This window comes from Amycolatopsis echigonensis (genome assembly GCF_002846615.1).
In the GTDB taxonomy this organism is placed as follows: domain Bacteria; phylum Actinomycetota; class Actinomycetes; order Mycobacteriales; family Pseudonocardiaceae; genus Amycolatopsis; species Amycolatopsis echigonensis.
This window is the reverse complement of the sequence record NZ_PJMY01000003.1, coordinates 7,770,715-7,786,409: the sequence shown is the minus strand read 5'-3', so window position 1 is coordinate 7,786,409 and position 15,695 is coordinate 7,770,715. Positions and strand designations below refer to the sequence as shown.

At 71.8% G+C, this 15,695-nt stretch carries 16 protein-coding genes; 2 read left to right on the top strand and 14 right to left on the bottom strand.

The window, feature by feature from the left end; all coding sequences use genetic code 11:
• Positions 1 to 206: 206 nt before the first annotated feature.
• The 5 genes from ATK30_RS41740 to ATK30_RS41720 are packed head-to-tail and all read right to left on the bottom strand — an operon-like array spanning position 207 to position 4,778.
• Positions 207 to 1,307, bottom strand: a complete 1,101-nt coding sequence (locus ATK30_RS41740) for an NAD(P)/FAD-dependent oxidoreductase (RefSeq protein ID WP_101440188.1) — start codon at positions 1,305 to 1,307, stop codon at positions 207 to 209.
• A 25-nt stretch (positions 1,308 to 1,332) separates the two neighbouring features.
• Positions 1,333 to 2,352 (bottom strand): Gfo/Idh/MocA family protein, encoded by a 1,020-nt coding sequence (locus tag ATK30_RS41735; RefSeq protein ID WP_101440187.1) that lies wholly within the window; start codon positions 2,350 to 2,352, stop codon positions 1,333 to 1,335.
• Positions 2,349 to 3,122, bottom strand: coding sequence for an amino acid ABC transporter ATP-binding protein (locus tag ATK30_RS41730; RefSeq protein WP_101440186.1), 774 nt, complete (start codon positions 3,120 to 3,122; stop codon positions 2,349 to 2,351). The genes ATK30_RS41735 and ATK30_RS41730 overlap by 4 nt, the downstream gene beginning before the upstream one ends.
• Positions 3,119 to 3,892 carry an amino acid ABC transporter permease gene (locus ATK30_RS41725; protein WP_208637751.1) on the bottom strand — a complete coding sequence of 258 codons (774 nt, stop codon included), beginning with the start codon at positions 3,890 to 3,892 and terminating at the stop codon, positions 3,119 to 3,121. The genes ATK30_RS41730 and ATK30_RS41725 overlap by 4 nt, the downstream gene beginning before the upstream one ends.
• A gap of 40 nt (positions 3,893 to 3,932) precedes the next feature.
• Complete coding sequence (locus ATK30_RS41720; protein ID WP_101440184.1) at positions 3,933 to 4,778, bottom strand: ABC transporter substrate-binding protein; 846 nt, start codon at positions 4,776 to 4,778, stop codon at positions 3,933 to 3,935.
• A 174-nt stretch (positions 4,779 to 4,952) separates the two neighbouring features.
• Here ATK30_RS41720 and ATK30_RS41715 point away from each other — a divergent pair, with 174 nt between their 5' ends.
• A complete protein-coding gene (locus ATK30_RS41715) occupies positions 4,953 to 6,029 on the top strand; it encodes a LacI family DNA-binding transcriptional regulator (protein WP_101440183.1) in 1,077 nt (358 codons plus the stop codon).
• Positions 6,030 to 6,154: 125 nt separating this feature from the next.
• Here ATK30_RS41715 and ATK30_RS41710 read toward each other — a convergent pair whose 3' ends face one another.
• The 5 genes from ATK30_RS41710 to ATK30_RS41690 form a co-directional block, all read right to left on the bottom strand.
• Entirely contained in the window at positions 6,155 to 7,354 is a 1,200-nt protein-coding gene (locus ATK30_RS41710; protein ID WP_101440182.1) for a TetR/AcrR family transcriptional regulator, read from the bottom strand.
• Positions 7,355 to 7,473: 119 nt separating this feature from the next.
• Positions 7,474 to 8,304 carry an SDR family NAD(P)-dependent oxidoreductase gene (locus ATK30_RS41705; protein WP_101440181.1) on the bottom strand — a complete coding sequence of 277 codons (831 nt, stop codon included), beginning with the start codon at positions 8,302 to 8,304 and terminating at the stop codon, positions 7,474 to 7,476.
• Between the two features lie 11 nt (positions 8,305 to 8,315).
• A complete protein-coding gene (locus ATK30_RS41700; RefSeq protein WP_101440180.1) occupies positions 8,316 to 8,708 on the bottom strand; it encodes a MaoC/PaaZ C-terminal domain-containing protein in 393 nt (130 codons plus the stop codon).
• The gene (locus ATK30_RS41695) at positions 8,705 to 9,142 is read right to left on the bottom strand and encodes a MaoC family dehydratase N-terminal domain-containing protein (RefSeq protein ID WP_101440179.1); all 438 of its coding nucleotides are present in this window, start codon (positions 9,140 to 9,142) and stop codon (positions 8,705 to 8,707) included. Before ATK30_RS41695 ends, ATK30_RS41700 begins: the two co-directional genes overlap by 4 nt.
• Positions 9,143 to 9,144: 2 nt before the next feature.
• Entirely contained in the window at positions 9,145 to 10,329 is a 1,185-nt protein-coding gene (locus ATK30_RS41690) for a lipid-transfer protein (RefSeq protein ID WP_101440178.1), read from the bottom strand.
• Between the two features lie 129 nt (positions 10,330 to 10,458).
• On the opposite strand from ATK30_RS41690, the gene ATK30_RS41685 reads away from it, so the two are divergent.
• On the top strand, positions 10,459 to 12,006 hold the full coding sequence (locus ATK30_RS41685) for a long-chain-fatty-acid--CoA ligase (protein ID WP_101440177.1): 1,548 nt from the start codon (positions 10,459 to 10,461) through the stop codon (positions 12,004 to 12,006).
• A gap of 27 nt (positions 12,007 to 12,033) precedes the next feature.
• Here the strand turns inward: ATK30_RS41685 and ATK30_RS41680 are convergent, their stop codons facing one another.
• The 4 genes from ATK30_RS41680 to ATK30_RS41665 form a co-directional block, all read right to left on the bottom strand.
• A complete protein-coding gene (locus ATK30_RS41680) occupies positions 12,034 to 12,717 on the bottom strand; it encodes an FAD:protein FMN transferase (RefSeq protein WP_101441350.1) in 684 nt (227 codons plus the stop codon).
• Between the two features lie 41 nt (positions 12,718 to 12,758).
• Entirely contained in the window at positions 12,759 to 13,232 is a 474-nt protein-coding gene (locus tag ATK30_RS41675) for an FMN-binding protein (protein ID WP_101440176.1), read from the bottom strand.
• Between the two features lie 13 nt (positions 13,233 to 13,245).
• Positions 13,246 to 14,643 carry a ferredoxin reductase family protein gene (locus ATK30_RS41670; protein WP_101440175.1) on the bottom strand — a complete coding sequence of 466 codons (1,398 nt, stop codon included), beginning with the start codon at positions 14,641 to 14,643 and terminating at the stop codon, positions 13,246 to 13,248.
• 154 nt (positions 14,644 to 14,797) lie between these two features.
• Complete coding sequence (locus ATK30_RS41665) at positions 14,798 to 15,652, bottom strand: LysR family transcriptional regulator (protein ID WP_101440174.1); 855 nt, start codon at positions 15,650 to 15,652, stop codon at positions 14,798 to 14,800.
• Positions 15,653 to 15,695: the final 43 nt, after the last annotated feature.

Below are 15,695 nucleotides of genomic sequence, written 5' to 3'. Positions count from 1 at the left end.
GCGGGGGGAGGAACGGCCGCTTTACTGTTCACTAACGTCGGGCCGCCGGACGGCAGGGGAGGCCCTCCCGGAGTGGTCGCCCGCGACCGATTTTCTTGCCGCGCGGCGAAGGTTTGCCTAAAACGGGGCCGGTTCGATCCGCGATCGGAATGGAGCGGCGGCGATGCGGCACCCCGCGCGAGGCGCGCCGCATCGCCGCGTGCGCGTCAGCGGAAACGGCGTGGGTTGAACGGAGCCAGCATCGGATGTGCTTCGCCCGCGGTGATCTCGTGCGCCAGCAGTTCCCCCGCGATCAGGGCGAGGGTGGCGCCGCTGTGGGTGAACGCGAGGTACAGGCCGCCGAGCTCGTCGGCGCGGCCGAGAACCGGGTCGCCGTCGCCGGGGATCGGCTTGCGCCCGATCGCCTGGCGTTCGGCGGTCAGCGGCGGGTTGCCCGCGAGCAAGCCGGACGCCTCGGCCAGCAGCTCCGTCACGATTTCGGCGGGGACCTCGTATCCGGAGCCGGTGTGCCGGATGCTCGCGGTCGTCCAGTCGGAGTCGACGGCGAGACCGCCGTGCGGAGTCGGCCGGATCGACGCGCGGGGCGTGTTCAGGACCGCGCGCAGCGGGGTGTCCACCGGCGCGGTCGTGACCAGCAGCGAGATCGGGGTCGCGTCCGGCACGGCGATGCCGAGTTCCGCGGCCATCTCCGGCACCGCCGGGCCGGTGGCCAGCACGACGGCGTCCGCGGGGAGCGAGTCGCCCGCGGCGGTTCGGACTCCGGTCACCGCTCCGCCCTGATGCTCGACCCGGACCGGCCCGGCGTTGGCGACGAGCCGTCCGCCGTGCTCGGCGAACTCCTTCGCCAGCACCTGGGCGAGGCTGGGCAGGTCCACCCAGCCCTCGCCGGGATTCCACACGGCTTGCCCGCCGGGGACCGCCGCGGGGTCGACCCCCGGCACGAGCCGGGCGATCTCGTCGCGGGAGAGCAGGCGGCTGTCGTAGCCGTGCGCGGTTTCGTGGTCGTGCTGGGCCCGCAGATCCGCGCCGGACCAGGCGAGCCCGCCGTCGAACCGCAGCCAGTCCGCGTCCGGATGCCGCGCCGCCAGGGTGCGGTACCGGTCGATGCCGGCCACGCGCAGCCGGTGGTATTCCTCGCTGCGCACCCCGGCGGAGTTCAGCCAGGACAGCGAGCGGCCGGAGGCTCCGGACGTCAGCTCGCCCTCGGTGACCAGGGCGACATCGGCCCCGGCCGCGGCCAGCGCCCGGGCGGTCGACAGACCGAGGATCCCGCCGCCGACGACGACGGTGGGGGAGGTGGTGCGCATCAGACTCGTGGTCCTTTCCTGGGGTTCAGTTGCGGTGGCGGATCTCGGTCGTGGCGTGGATCCGCTCGATCAGTTCGACGGCGGCGAGCGCGTCGCCGGCCCGCACCGGAGGCGGGGCACCGGAACGCAGCGCGGCGGCGAGCCCGGCGTATTCGCCGGCCTCGGTCGGCACCGGCGCGGTGCCGAGCCGGCCCCAGCGCGCTTCCGGTTCCCGTCCGTATTCGGGGTCGCCGGGACGGAGGCCGGCGGCGAGCTGTCCTTCTTGGACGTCCAAACCGGACTTCACGAAGCCGGTCTTCGACCCGACGACGGTGAACCGCGGCCGGGCCACCGGCGCGAGCGAACTCATCGCGAGATGACTGCGCACCCCGGATTCGTGCCGCAGCGACACGAACGCTTCGTCGTCCGCGCCCTCGCCGTTCCGGTAACGGGCGAGCTCCGCGTGCACTTCCGCGACGGGGCCGAACAGCTGGAGCGCTTGGTCGATCAGATGCGGCCCGAGGTCGAAGAGCATCCCGCCGCCGCTGTCCGGGCCCGCCTGCGCCTTCCACGCCTTCTCCCCGGACGGTTTCCACCATTCGAAGCGGGACTCGAACGTGCGGATCTCGCCGAGCGCGCCCTCGGCGATCAACCGGCGCACGGTCCGGAAATCGCCGTCGTAGCGCCGATTCTGGAAGACGGTCAGCAGCAAGCCGCGCCGGTTCGCCTCGGCGATCAGCTCGCGGCCCTGCTCGGCCCGCACCGCGAACGGCTTGTCCACGACCACCGCGAGCCCGTGCCGGAGCGCGGTCCGCGCGAGCTCGTAGTGAGACCCCGGCGGCGTCGTGACGACGACCAGGTCGAGTCCGCCCGCGGCGAAGAGCTCCTCGGCCGTCCGCAGCACCGCGACGCCCGGGTGTGCTCGACGCGCGTGCTCCGCCCGGGTCGGATCGGAGGTGACGACCGCGGCGACGGCGTAGCGGGGATCGGCGGCGAGGAGCGGCCCGTGGAACACGCGCCCGCCCGTTCCGTAACCGAGGATTCCGGTCCGGATCGGCGCGGTCACAGGACTTCCGCCAGAAAACGCCGCAGCCGCGGGCTCCGCGGGTTCCCGAAGATCTCGTCGGGAGTGCCCTTTTCCACGACCTCGCCCTCGTCCATGAACACGACCTGGTCCGCGGCCCGCCGGGCGAAGCCCATTTCGTGCGTCACCACGACCATGGTCATGCCGCGTTCGCCCAGCCCGGCCATCAGCGTCAGCACGCCTTTGACGAGTTCCGGGTCGAGTGCGCTGGTCGCCTCGTCGAAGAGCATCACCTCGGGTTCCATCGCCAGCGCCCGGGCGATGGCGACGCGCTGCTGCTGCCCGCCGGACAAATCGCGGGGGCGGTGGCCCGCCCGTTCGGCGAGGCCTACGTCGGCGAGCGCTCGAGCGGCTCGTTCCCGGGCTTGCCCGCGCGGCAGGCCCTTGACCTTCCACGGCGCGAGCGCGACGTTGTCCAGCGCGGTGTGGTCGGGGAAGAGGTTGAAATGCTGGAACACCAGCCCGATGCGCTGCCGGAGCCGTTCGGGCGCCATGGCCGAGGCCGGCTCGCCCGCCAGGAGGACCTCGCCGCTTTTCGGTTCGTGCAGCCGGTTGATCCCGCGCAGCAGCGTCGACTTGCCCGAGCCGGACGGGCCGATCACGCACGTCGTGGTGCCCGGCTCGACGGTGAAGCCGACTTCGCGGACCACCTCGAAACTGCCGTAGGCCAAGGAAACACCGGACAGTTCCAAACTTGCCCCGCGGAACGCGGGGGCCTCGCCGGTCGCGGACGAGGAGGGGGTGCGCGTCATGCTTTGCTCCCGGTGACGAGTGGCGGAGCGTCGAGTTCGTCGAGTTCCCGGAGGCCGCTCACCGGTGCGGCTTTTCGCCGTCCGACGCGGAAGCGGCGGTCGAAGTGGTTGACCAGATGCGTCAACGGCACCGTGATGACCAGGTAGAACACTCCGGCCAGCACCATCGGCGACAGGTTGCCCGACAGCACCGCGGCGTCCTGGCCGACGCGGAACAGCTCCCGCTCCCCGGAGAGCAGCCCGAGGAAATACACCAGGCTCGAATCCTTGACGATCCCGATGAACTGGTTCACCAGCGCGGGCAGCACCCGCCGCACGCCTTGCGGCACGACGACCAGGCGCATCGCCTTGGCGTAGTTCATGCCGAGCGCGCGGCAGGCCTCCAGTTGGCCCGCTTCGACGCTCTGGATGCCGGAGCGGAAGATCTCGCCGAGGTAGGCGCCGGCGATCAGGCTCAGCGCCAGGATGCCCAGCGGGTAGGGCGAGGGCCCGAACACGCTCTGGCTGAAGCGTGCGAAGCCCTGGCCGATCACCAGGATGGTGAGGATCGCGGGCAGCCCGCGGAACAGGTCCGTGTAGATCCGGGCCGGGATCCGCAGCCACGCGGTGGCGGAGATGCCCATGATCGCGACGATCATCCCGACGACCAGCCCGATGCCGGTCGCCGCGACGGAGATGATCAGCGTGTTGACCAGCCCGACCGACAGCATCTGCGGCAGGACCTCGGCCATCGCGGAGAAGTCGAAGAAGGTGTGGAGCAGGTCGTTCACCCAGCCCATGCCAACCCCTTTCGGTGTGCGCCGGGCAGAGTCACTGGCCGGACGGCGTCGCGGTGTGGTTGCCGCCGGGCAGGTACTGCGCGGGCATCGGCGTGCCGGGGAACCACTTCTCGTGCAGCCGCTTCCAGGTGCCGTCGTCCATCGCCGCCGCCAGGCCCTTGTCCAGCGCGGCCTTCAGCGCCGTGGAGCCCTTGCGGACCGCGAAGCCGGCCGGCGCGTCGAACGACGGGAAGTTCGCGACGCTCGCGAGGCCGAACTGCGTGAGATACGCCTTGGCGGCCTCGAAATCGAGGAAGTGCGCGTCGACCGATTTGCGGGTGAGCGCGGAGACGGCGGTGTTGTTGTCCGGGAAACGAACCAGCTGAGCCTGCGGAAAGTGCTTCACCGCGTAGGCCTCTTGCAGCGAGCCCTGCACGACGCCCAGCCGGCGCCCGGCGAGCGCGTCGGCGTTGGCGATGCCGGAGTCCTTCGTCGTGATCACGGTGAGGTAGCCGGCGAGGTAGCCGTTGCTGAAGTCGACCGTCTGCTTGCGAGCGGCGGTGATGCCGATCGCGGCGACTCCGGCGTCGAACTGGCCGTTCGCGACGCCCGGCAGGATCGCGGAGAAGTCCTGTCCGGTGAATTCGACGTCCTTGACGCCGATCCGGCGCGCCACGTCGCGGAAGAGTTCGACGTCGAAACCGGTGAACGTGCCGTCGCTGCCGGTGAAGGTGTAGGGCTTGGCGTCGCCGAGGCTGGCGACGCGCAGCTGGCCGGCGGTGATCAGGCCGTAGGGGTTGTCCGCGGAGGACTGCGAGCCGCCGCACGCGGTCAGGCCGAGCAGCGCGACGACGGCCGCGAGCACGGTCGCGAGGAGCTTGCGAGGGGTAGGAGACACGGACCCGTCCTTTGTCCGGTGAAGTTGAGACCGGTCTCAACGGTGCGTGTACTCTGGCTGAGACCGGTCTCAATGGGATTTTGGGAGAGTAGGACGCCGTCGGCCCGCGCGTCAAGCGCCGCGTCGGCGGAGCTGCTCCGCCGCGGGACCGGGAAGCGGAGACGAGGAGGGGACGTGGCGAGGGCAGGCAATCAGCGGGAGCACACGGTGGCGGACGTGGCCCGCGAGGCCGGGGTGTCCAAGGCGCAGGCCGCGCGGGCGCTCGGCGCCTACGGAGCGGTGAGCGGGGGCGTCCGGGAACGGGTGCTGGCGGCCGCGGCCCGGCTGAACTACCGGCCGAACCCGTCGGCCCGTGCGCTGAGCACGGGTCGTTCGCAGAGTGTCGGAGTCGTGGTCGGCGACATCGAGAACCCGTACTTTTCCCTTGCCACGAGGGGGATTTCGGACGCGGTCGAGCGGGCCGGGCTGGGGCTCGTGCTCGCGAACAGCGGCGAGCGGGTGGCGGCCGAGCGCACGGCCGTCGGGATGCTGATGGACAAACGCGTCGACGGGCTGATCGTCGCCCCGGCGTCCACGGACGACCAGGCGCATCTGCGCGCGGTGGTCGACGCGGGGCGGCCGCTCGTGCTGCTCGACCGCGCCGTGCCGGGGCTCGAGGTCGACGCCGCGCTCGCCGACGTCGCGGCGGCGAGCCGGCTGGCCGCGGATCGCCTCCTGGACGCCGGGCACCGGCGCATCGGGTACGTCACCACGGCCGGCGGGCGGGACGGCACCGAGCCGCTCCCGTCGTCGGTGGCCTCTCGGATCGACGGTCTCGTGGCCGGATTCGCCGATCGCGGGCTGGAATGGGACCGCTCTCTGCTGCGGTCGGGCCTGCGCGGCGGCGACGAGACCGAAATCCGCGCCGCCGTCGCGGATCTGGTCACCGGTCCGGAGCCGGCGACCGCGCTGATCGCATCGGACAGCCTGATCGGCCTCGCCGCCGTGGGAGCCCTGCAGGAGCAAGGCCTGCGCATCCCGGACGATGTCTCGATCCTGATGTACGACGACCAGCCGTGGGCGAAACTCGTCACGCCGCCGATCACGGTCGTGGCGCAGCCGACCTACGACATCGGCTACGCGGCGGGCTCCCGGCTGGCTGCCCTCGTCGGCGGTGCGCGAGCGGCCGAACCGTTGCCGCCGCTCCCGGCCGAACTGGTCGAACGCGGATCGATCGGTCCGGTTCCGCGCCGTCCGCGGGGAAGCCGCTGAGCCGGAAGCTCTTGGGAGCCAAGGGGTGAGCACACTCCACTGTGGACCCGGCCGCGGCGTACCTGGTGTCGCAGCGGCCGGTGATGGACGCGTTCGGGCGATCCGGGCTCCGCTGACGCGCGGGCTTACCGCGCCTGCCCCGCTTCGGGAAGCTGAAGCAACCGCGCCGCAAGAATTCCCAGCGCCGCCGGGAGATCCGGGTTGCGGCGCAGGTGCGGAGTGCGGACCGCGCTGTTGACGACGTCGATCGCGGCGTCCACCCGGAGCCGCGCGGCGGTGGCGTCGAGTCCGGGATGGACCTGGCGGAGCAGGTGGGTCCACTCGGCGAGGTAGTCGCGCTGGGCCTGCCGGCGGCGCTCGCGTTCGTCGGCGGGGAGGTGGCTGATCTCGGTGACGAGCAGCCCGAGGAGGTCGTGGTGGGCGCGGCCGAACGCGACATAGGACCGGATGAGCGTGCGGAGGGCGTCCTCGGCGCTCGCGGCGGTGGTGTAGGCCGCCGCGACATCGGTGAAGAGCGCGGCGGTTCCGCGGTGGAACGCGGTCGTCAGCATGTCCAGTTTGCTGGGGTAGTGGTTGTAGACGCTCGGGCCGCTGATCCCGACGGCGGCGCCGATGTCCTCGACCCCGACCTCGCGGTAGCCGTGCGCGGCGAACATGCGCACGGCCTGGTTGAGGAGGGCTTCGCGGCGGGAGGCCGGGGTGAGCCCGGCTGCCGGCGGCGCGGGCGGGGCGGTGGTGAACGCGGCGGGCGGATCGGTGTCGAGCACGGTCGCCAGCAGATCGGCGAGCAGGCGGTCGTGCCGGGGGCGCGGCAGCTCGATGCGGTGGAACCCGGGACTGGAGAGAACCGCGATCATGGACCAGGAGAGCAGGTCGGCGGCGGCCGGGCCGAGCGCCGGGCGGACGGCTTGGACGCGCTCGGCGAGCACGTGGCCGATCCCGCGGAGCTGAGTACGCAGGCGGACGCGGTCGTCGTCGGCGAGGTGCCGGGCTTCGCGTTGCCACAGCACGCCGAGATGGCGCTGGTCGAGGGTGAGCGCGGCGAGCCGGGGGAGCGCGGCCGCCCGGTCGCGGAGGTCGAGCGCGTCGACCAGCTGCTGCGCCGGCTCCAGCCCGGCGGTGACGACCTCGGCGAGGAGCTGCTGTTTACCGGGGAAATGCCGGTACACCGCGGACGGGCCGATGGCGACCGCCGCGGCGATATCGCTCATCGTGGTCTGGTCGTAGCCGTCGCGGGCGAACAGGTCGGAGGCGGCGGCGACGATCAGCGCACGGCGGTTGCGCGGTCGCTTCCCCGCGGCGGGGGCGGCGGATGCTGCCGTCATGCCCGGTCCTCTCGGTCGGTGATCAGCGCGGCCGGCGGCCTCCTTTCATGATCGCAGCGGGGGCGGCGGACCCGGGAACCCGGTCCGCCGCCGTGCTGGTCACGGTCCGAAGAAGATGGTCACAGGAAGAACCCGCCGCCGCAGATCAGGGTCTGCGCGCTGATGTAGTCGGATTCCGGCGTGCACAGCAGGTACACCGCGCCGGCGGCTTCGGCCGGGGTGCCGGCGCGGCCGAGCGGGATCTGCTGTTCCATCGTGGCGAGCAGGTCGGGGTTGACGCCGACCTTGATTTCGCGGCCCGCGACGTCGATCGTGCTGCCGCCGCCGGCCTGGGCCTCGGTCAGCCGGGTCTTGATCAGTCCGAACGCGACAGTGTTGACAGTGACGTTGTAGCGGCCCCATTCCTTGGCCATCGTCTTGGTCAGCCCGACTACGCCGGCTTTCGCGGCGGCGTAGTTCGCCTGGCCCGCGTTGCCGCCCAGCCCGGCGATCGAGGAGATGTTGACGACCTTGCGGCACGGGACCGGTTCTCCCTTGGCGCGCGCGGACTTCACGGCGGCGGACAGCACCGGCTGAGCGGCCCGGAGAATCTTGAACGGTGCCTTGAGGTGCACGTCGAGGATCGCGTCCCACTGCTCGTCAGTCATCTTCTGGACGACTGCGTCCCAGGTGTAGCCCGCGTTGTTCACGATGATGTCCAGGCCGCCGAAGGAATCGGTCGCCGTCTGCACGAACCGTTCGGCGAACCCGTCCTCGGTAACGCTGCCCGCGCACGCCACTGCCTGGCCGCCCGCGGACTGGATGTCGGCCACAGTCTGCTTGGCCGGAGCGTCGTCGAGGTCGTTGACCACGACAGCGGCGCCTTCCGAGGCGAGTTTGAGCGCGATTTCCCGGCCGATGCCGCGGCCGGAGCCGGAGACGACGGCGGTCTTGCCGTCCAGCTTGCCCATGGATTTCCCTTTCAGAGAGCGATGATCGCTTCGCCGGTGAGCGTGGTCGTGCCGTCGGCGAGCGTGACAGCGAGTTCGAGCGTGGCCAGGCCGTCCTCGACGGAGACGACCCGGCCGGTGCAGGTGGGCTTGCCCCGGACGGGGGTGACGGCGGCGAACCGCACCCGGAACGACCGGAGGCGCTCCTGCGGAATCCATCCGGTCAGCAGCCGCCCGAGGTAGGCCATCGACAACATGCCGTGGGCGAAGACGTCCTCGAGCCCGGCCGACCGGGCGACGTCGAGATCGAGGTGGATCGGATTGTGGTCGCCGGACGCACCGGCGAACAGCGCGAGGGCGGTCCGGGAGATCTCCGGCAGTTCGAGGGGCGGCAGCTCGGTCCCCGCCGTGACGCCGCCGGTCATCGCGCGGCCTCCGGATCCCGGATGACGAGGACGCTCTCGAGATCGGCGACCGGGGTGCCGTCGTCGCGGGCGACTGCGGTCTGTTTGACCACGAACTGCAGCGCTCCGCCCTTTTTCGCGTAGATGTCGGCGATCCGCGGGGACGCGACCAGAGTGTCGCCGGCGTAGGCCATCGAGTGGTAAGTGAACGACTGCTCGCCGTGCAGCACGTGGCGCAGGTCCACGCCGAGGCCGGCGAGCCAGGCGAACGGGTCGGGCTGCTCCAGTTCGATGCCGAAGAGGAACGTGGGCGGCACTGGCAGCCGGCCGTCCGGAGCGGAAGAACGCGGGTCGGCTTGCCCGATCGCCTTGGCGAAGAACGCGAGCCGCCCGGCCTCGACGGTCATGGCGACCGGCGGCAGGGACCGGCCCTTGGCGGATGCGTCGACCGGCATGTTCACCGCGCCTTCTCGTACAGCGTCACGACCGCGGCCCCGCCGAGCCCGATGTTGTGCTGCAGAGCCACGGTGACGTCCTCGACCTGGCGCGGTCCCGCCTCGCCGCGCAGCTGCCAGGTGAGTTCGGCGCACTGGGCCAGTCCGGTCGCGCCCAGCGGATGTCCCTTGGACAGCAGTCCGCCGGACGGGTTCGTGACCACGCGGCCGCCGTAGGTGTTGTCGCCGTCGGCGATGAACTTCTCCGCGGTGCCTTCGCCGGTGAGCCCGAGCGCCTCGTAGCTGATCAGTTCGTTGGAAGTGAAGCAGTCGTGCAGTTCGGCGACGCGGATGTCCTCCGGCCCGATCCCGGCCGCCTCGTACACCTGCTGCGCCGCGGCCTTGGCCATGTCGTAGCCGACCAGCTTCATCGGGTCGCCGTCGAACGAGCTTTCCGTGTCGGTGGTCATCGCCTGCGCGGCGATCGCCACGTCGGTGCGGAGCCCGTGCGCACGCGCGAATTCCTCGCTGGCGATGACCGCGGCGGCGGCCCCGCAGGTCGGCGGGCAGCATTGCAACCGGGTCAGCGGACCGTAAATGTGCGGTGCGGCAAGCACATCCTCGACCGTGACGGGATCGCGGAACACCGCGTACGGGTTGTTCGCCGCGTGCCGGCGCGCCTTGACCGAGATGGCCGCGAAGGTCTCCGGCGCGGTGCCGTAGCGCTCGGCGTAGGCCGCACCCGCGCCGCCGAAATACCGGGGTGCCATCGGCACGCCCTCCGCGGGACCTTGCGCTTTCTCCAGCACCTGGTCGAAGCGATGGAAGGGATCGGGCCGGTCGTCCCAATGCGCCTTGAGCGCGCCCCGCTGCATCTGCTCGAACCCGAAGGCCAGCACGCAATCAGCGGCACCGGACGCGACCGCCTGCCGGGCGAGGAACAGCGCCGACGACCCGGTGGAGCAGTTGTTGTTGACGTTCACCACCGGCACGCCGGTCATCCCGACCCGGTACAGCGCGTGCTGCCCGCAGGTCGAATCGCCGTACACATAGCCGGCGTAGGCCTGCTGTATCGAGGCCAGGCCGATCCCGGCGTCGGCCAGCGCCGCTTTGACCGCACGCTCGGCCAGCACGTCGTAAGGCTCGCTCTTGCTGGGCGTCGCGAAGGGCGCCATGCCCACGCCCGCTACCCGGACCCGTTCTTTCATCCCACCCGCCTAAGACTAGTCGTCATTCACTTCGAAGAGTGGCGTCCTTGACAGTGCGGTGTCAAGGGGTCATTGTTTCTCGAAGTGTGCTAGCAGAAGTTCACAACGCGGTGGACGGAGCCGACGAAGATGTACTTGACCCAGGGGCTGCACAGGTCGGTGCAGCAAACTCCCGGCGCTCCTTCGACAGTCTTCGGGGATCGCGAGCGGACTTTCGCCGAGACCGCTGACCGGGTCGCCCGGCTCGCCGGCGCGCTTCGCGAGGCGGGGGTGCGGCAAGGGGACCGCGTGGCGATCCTCGCGCTGAATTCCGACCGCTACGCCGAATTCCTGCTCGCCGTTCCGTGGGCGGACGCGGTGTTCGTGCCCGTGAACATCCGCTGGGCGGTGCCGGAGATCAGCGGCTCGCTCGTCGAGTGCGACGCTCGCGTGTTGTTCGTCGACGAGAAGTTCGCCCCGATGGTCCCCGCGGTGCGCGAGAAACATCCTGGGCTGGCCACCGTGGTCTACTGCGGCGACGGGGAACCGCCCGAGGGCATGCTCGGCTACGAACAGCTGCTCGCCGCGGCCGAGCCGATCGAGGACGCCCGCCGCGGCGGGGGATCGCTGGCCGGCGTCTACTACACCGGCGGCACGACAGGGTCGGCCAAAGGCGTCATGCTCAGCCACGCCAACCTGCTGACCTCGGCGCTGGGCTCGACGGCCACCGGCCGGTTCTGCGAGCCGGGCGGCCGGATGCTGCACGCCGCCCCGATGTTCCATCTCGCCGACGGCGCGGCCTGGGCCGCGCAGACCGCGCTCGGCGGCACGCACGTGATCGTGCCCGCGTTCGACCCGGCCGGGGTGCTCGCAGCGCTCAGCGAACGCCAGGTGACCAGCGCGCTGCTGGTCCCCACCATGATCGGGATGCTCGTCAGCCATCCGGGCGCCGACGGTTACGACCTTTCCGGCGTGCGCCACCTGATCTACGGTGCTTCGCCGATTTCCGAACCCGTGTTGAAGAAAGCCATGGCGCTCTTCCCCAATGCCGGTTTCGTCCAGGCCTACGGCATGACCGAGCTGTCGCCGGTAGCGACCCTGCTGCTGCCGGAGGACCACCACGACCCGCGGCGCCGGCTCTCGGCGGGCCGGGCCGCGCCGCACGCGGAGGTCCGGATCGTCGACGAGCACGGCGAGGAGGTGCCGCGCGGCACGGTCGGGGAGGTCGTTTCGCGCGGAGGGCACGTGATGCTGGGCTACTGGAACCAGCCCGAGGCCACCGCGCAGGCGGTCCGGGACGGCTGGATGCACACCGGCGACGGCGGCCGCATGGACGACGACGGCTACGTCTACATCGTCGACCGGATCAAGGACATGATCGTCACCGGCGGCGAAAACGTCTATTCCGTCGAAGTGGAGAAGGCACTCGCGCTGCACCCCGCGGTCGAAACCTGCGCGGTCATCGGCGTGCCGGACAGCGAGTTCGGCGAACGCGTCCACGCCGTCGTCGTGCTCGCCGCGGGCCGAACCGCCGACGCGGAAGAGCTCCGCGAGTTCTGCAAGCAGCGCATCGCCGGGTACAAGACACCGCGGAGCGTGGAATTCGTGGAAAGCCTCCCGCTGTCCGGAGCGGGCAAGATTCTCAAGCGCGACCTCCGTGCGCGGCACTGGGGCGGGAGGCAGCGGGCGGTGCACTGACTTCGCCCGGTCAGCGCGCGCCGGTTGTCAGGCCCGGACGACCGCGGCGACACGGTAACCCGGAGCGCGGGCCGCGACCCAGCGTTCGACGTCGGGTCCGCCGCGCGCGAAGGCGGCGGTGGCGAACACGTCGGCCCAGAGCAGCGCCGGGCCGGTGACCGTCAGGGAGATCAGCTCGCTCGCGGCGTTCCCGGTGTGCGGGTCGAGGATGTGGGGACCGCGTTCGGCGGAGCCGGAGGTCGCGATCCCGCCGTCGCGCAGTTCGAGGACAGTGAGGAAGGCGTCCGGCCGGCCGGGGTCCTGGACGCCGACGCGCCACGGCGTGCCCCCGGCAGTGGCGACGCGACCGGTGATGTCGCCGCCAGCGTTGAGGTAGTAGTCGACGCCGGGCAGCCGCGCGAGACGGGCGGCGGCGCACTCGGCCGCCCATCCCTTGACGATCCCGGACGGGTCGAACCCGCCGGGCAGCCACGCGTCGAAGTACCCCTCCGTGCGTTCCCTGGCCTCGTCGCAGAGCGCCGCTACTTCCGCGACCCACGGGTGTGCCTGCGCGGGCGAGAGTTCACGGCGGCGGATCGCGCTGACCTGGCTGTCGGGCCGGTAGGTGCTGAACAGTTCGTCGGCGCGGCGCAGATCCGCGAACACCGCTTCGACGACCGGGCCCGCGCCGGCGAGCGAGCCTCGCAGGTGGACGCTCAGGTGGGTGCCCATGACCGGCTCGCTCCAGGACCGCCGCTGCGGGTCGGCGCCGGTCATCGGTGGGCGGCGTCGAGCGCCGACTGGAGGGACTGCTGGTAGCCCTCGGAGGTGTAGGTGGCTCCGCTGACCGCGTCGATCTGCGCGCTCTGGGCCCGCAGCACCTCCTGGTTGAGCTCGGGCACGGCCGAGGAGTTGATCCGGACGTCACGGCCGCTTTCCTGCGGGTACTGGACGGCTTGGGCGTCGGTGATGCGGCCGCCGGCGACGGTGATCCGCACCTGGACGGGACCGTAGTCGGTGTCGGCGGCGGCACCGGTGAACGTGCCGTCTCCGCCGGAGGCCGACGGTTTCGCCGAAGCCGACGGATCCGGTGCGGCGGAGGCGGACGGCGGCGCCTGGTTCCCGCCGAGCGGGCGGCTCGCGGCGGCCGGAGCCGGGCTGGAGCTGGTGCCAGTGCTGGTGCGGTAGCTGAACAACAGCACGACGACCGAGACGGTCGCGGCGAACGCGAGAGCGATCCTGCGCATCGGAAGTCCTTTCCTACCAAGCGAAGAGTTCGGAATGGACCCGCTCGGCGGGGACGCCGGCGCGGCGTGCGCTGCCGATCACCGCGGCGGTCCAGGCATCGGGGCCGCAGACGTAGACGTCGCGGTCGGCGATGTCGGGCAGGAGGTCGCGCAGCACGACGTCGTCGGGCGCCGGGGCGTAACCGGCGGGCAGCCACGACGAACGGTCGCGGGAACGCCTGCCGACCAGGTAGTGGATCCGGACGCCCCGGCGGCCGGCCAGATCGTCCAGCTCGCGGCGGAAGAGCAGCTCGTCCGGCCGCCCGGCCCGGTACAGCAGGACAGCGCCGCCGGGGTGGTAGGGCAGCTCCGCCAGTAGCGCGCGCAACGGCGTGATCCCGATGCCGGACGCGAACATCGCCAGCTTCGGTCCTTTTCGGACAGTGCCGGTGAGCCTGCCGTACGGGCCTTCGAACAGGGCGCGGGTCCCGGGCGTCAGGGCGGCCAGGCGGCGGCTGCCCGGGCCGAGGTCTTTGGCGGTGATCCGCAACTGGTCGCGGCCCGGCGCCGCCGAGAGGGAGAACGGTTTGCCGCGGGTCCAGCCCGGGCCCGGGAAGAACCGCCAGACGAAGAACTGGCCCGCCGACACCGGAAGCCGGTCGAGGCGGCGGCCGCGCAGGTAGACCGAGACGACGCCGGGGCCCTCGCGCACGACCCGCTCGACGACAAGCCGGTGGCGCGCGTTGAGCCACACCGGCCGCCCGAGCCGGAATACCAGCACCGCGCCAGCCGCCGCGGCGTACGCGGTCCACCAGAAAACGGTCGCGACCGGCGAGGCGGTGAAGTCGGCTCCGGTCCACAGCTGGTGCGGCAGCGCGAGACCGGCGCCGAGGTAGGCGTAGAGGTGCAGCAGGTGCCACGATTCGTACCGCATCCGGCGCCGTGCCGCGCGCACCGAGGTAGCCGCGACCATGACCAGCGCGGCGGTTCCCGCGGTCGCCAGGAGCATTCCGGGGTACGTGGTGACCAGCGACCAGACTTCGGCGATCAAGCCCCACCGGTCGGTCGCGGCGTACCCGAGGCTGATCAGGACGACGTGAGCGGTCATCAGGACAATCGAGGAGAACCCGGCGAGCCGGTGGCGTCTGGCCAGTTCGTCCTGGCCGTAGCTGCGTTCGACCCAGGGCACCCGCGCCATCAGGAGCACTTGCAGCAGGAGCAGGTCCGCCGACAGCAACCCGGCGAGCCGTCCGGCGGAAGTGAGGAATCCGGCGGGGGAGCCGAGTTGCTGCACGCCGCGGCCCGACACCCACAGCGCGGTCACGAACAGCAGGCTCAGCCAGGCGGTCAGGCCCGCGGCGTCCCGCCACCACGCACGGACCGGACGCGGCCGCCTCCGGGCGAGGCGGGGCGTCGCGAAGGTGGCGGACATGGGGCGGCTCCGGAAGGGGTGATCTCTCAGACCACATTTGCCGAGCCCGGTGAGCCTGCGGCTTGACCAGGGTGAGAAAACGGTAAGAGCCGACCCGCTCGGACGTGGTCTCCGGCACTGCCCGGGGTGCCCGGGCCCTTTCGCCGGTCTCGGTTCAGGTCAGGTGCCGCAACACCGCCGCCACCGCCGGACGCGGGTCGTTCGGGTGGGTCGCCGTGATGTGCCACGTCGGCCCGCCGCGGGCGAACCGGCGGCCGGTCAGGTCGGGGAACTGCGCGGCGACGGACACCGGCAGCACGCACCCGCCGAGATCGTGCCGGACCAGTTCCGCCGCGGCGGACGCGTCGGTGACCTCGTGCACGACGGTCCGGCGCACGCGAGCCGACTGGAACGTCCGGTCGGTGGCCTCCCGGATCGCCCATCCCGGCGCGAAATCGACCACCGCGGCGCCGGCGGCTTCGGCGGCCGACACCGGCCGGTCCGCCGCTCCGTCGCCCGCCGCGGTGACCAGCACCATCTCCTCCCGCCGGACCGGACGGCTCACCAATCCCTCGCCCGGGGCGCAGCCGGCGACCGCCACCACGATGTCCACAGTGGACGTCACGACCGCCTCGCGCAGCTGATGCGGCGGCGCGGTCCGCACCAGCACTCGCACGCCAGGATGGTCGCGGCGCAACGCGCTCAGCGCCCGGTGCGGTTCCGGCCACGCCCCGGGCATGACCCCGATCCGGACCTCCCCGGTCACCTGCCAGCGCGCCCGGTCGACCGTCGCCCGAGCGTGACTGGCCGCCTCCAGCGCGGCTCGAGCGGCCGGGAGGAACGCCTTGCCCGCGAGTGTCAGCGCGACGCGGTGGGTGGTGCGCTCGAACAGTTCGGTGCCGAGCTCCCGTTCGAGCGCCCGGACCACAGTGGACACAGTCGACTGCACCGTGTGCAGCCGACGCGCGGCAGCGGTGAAGCCGCCTTCCTCGGCGACCGCCACGACGGTTTCCAGCTGCCGCAGGTCCATCGGCCCTCCTGGATTCGAACAACTCTGCCTGGAGCACTGCGCC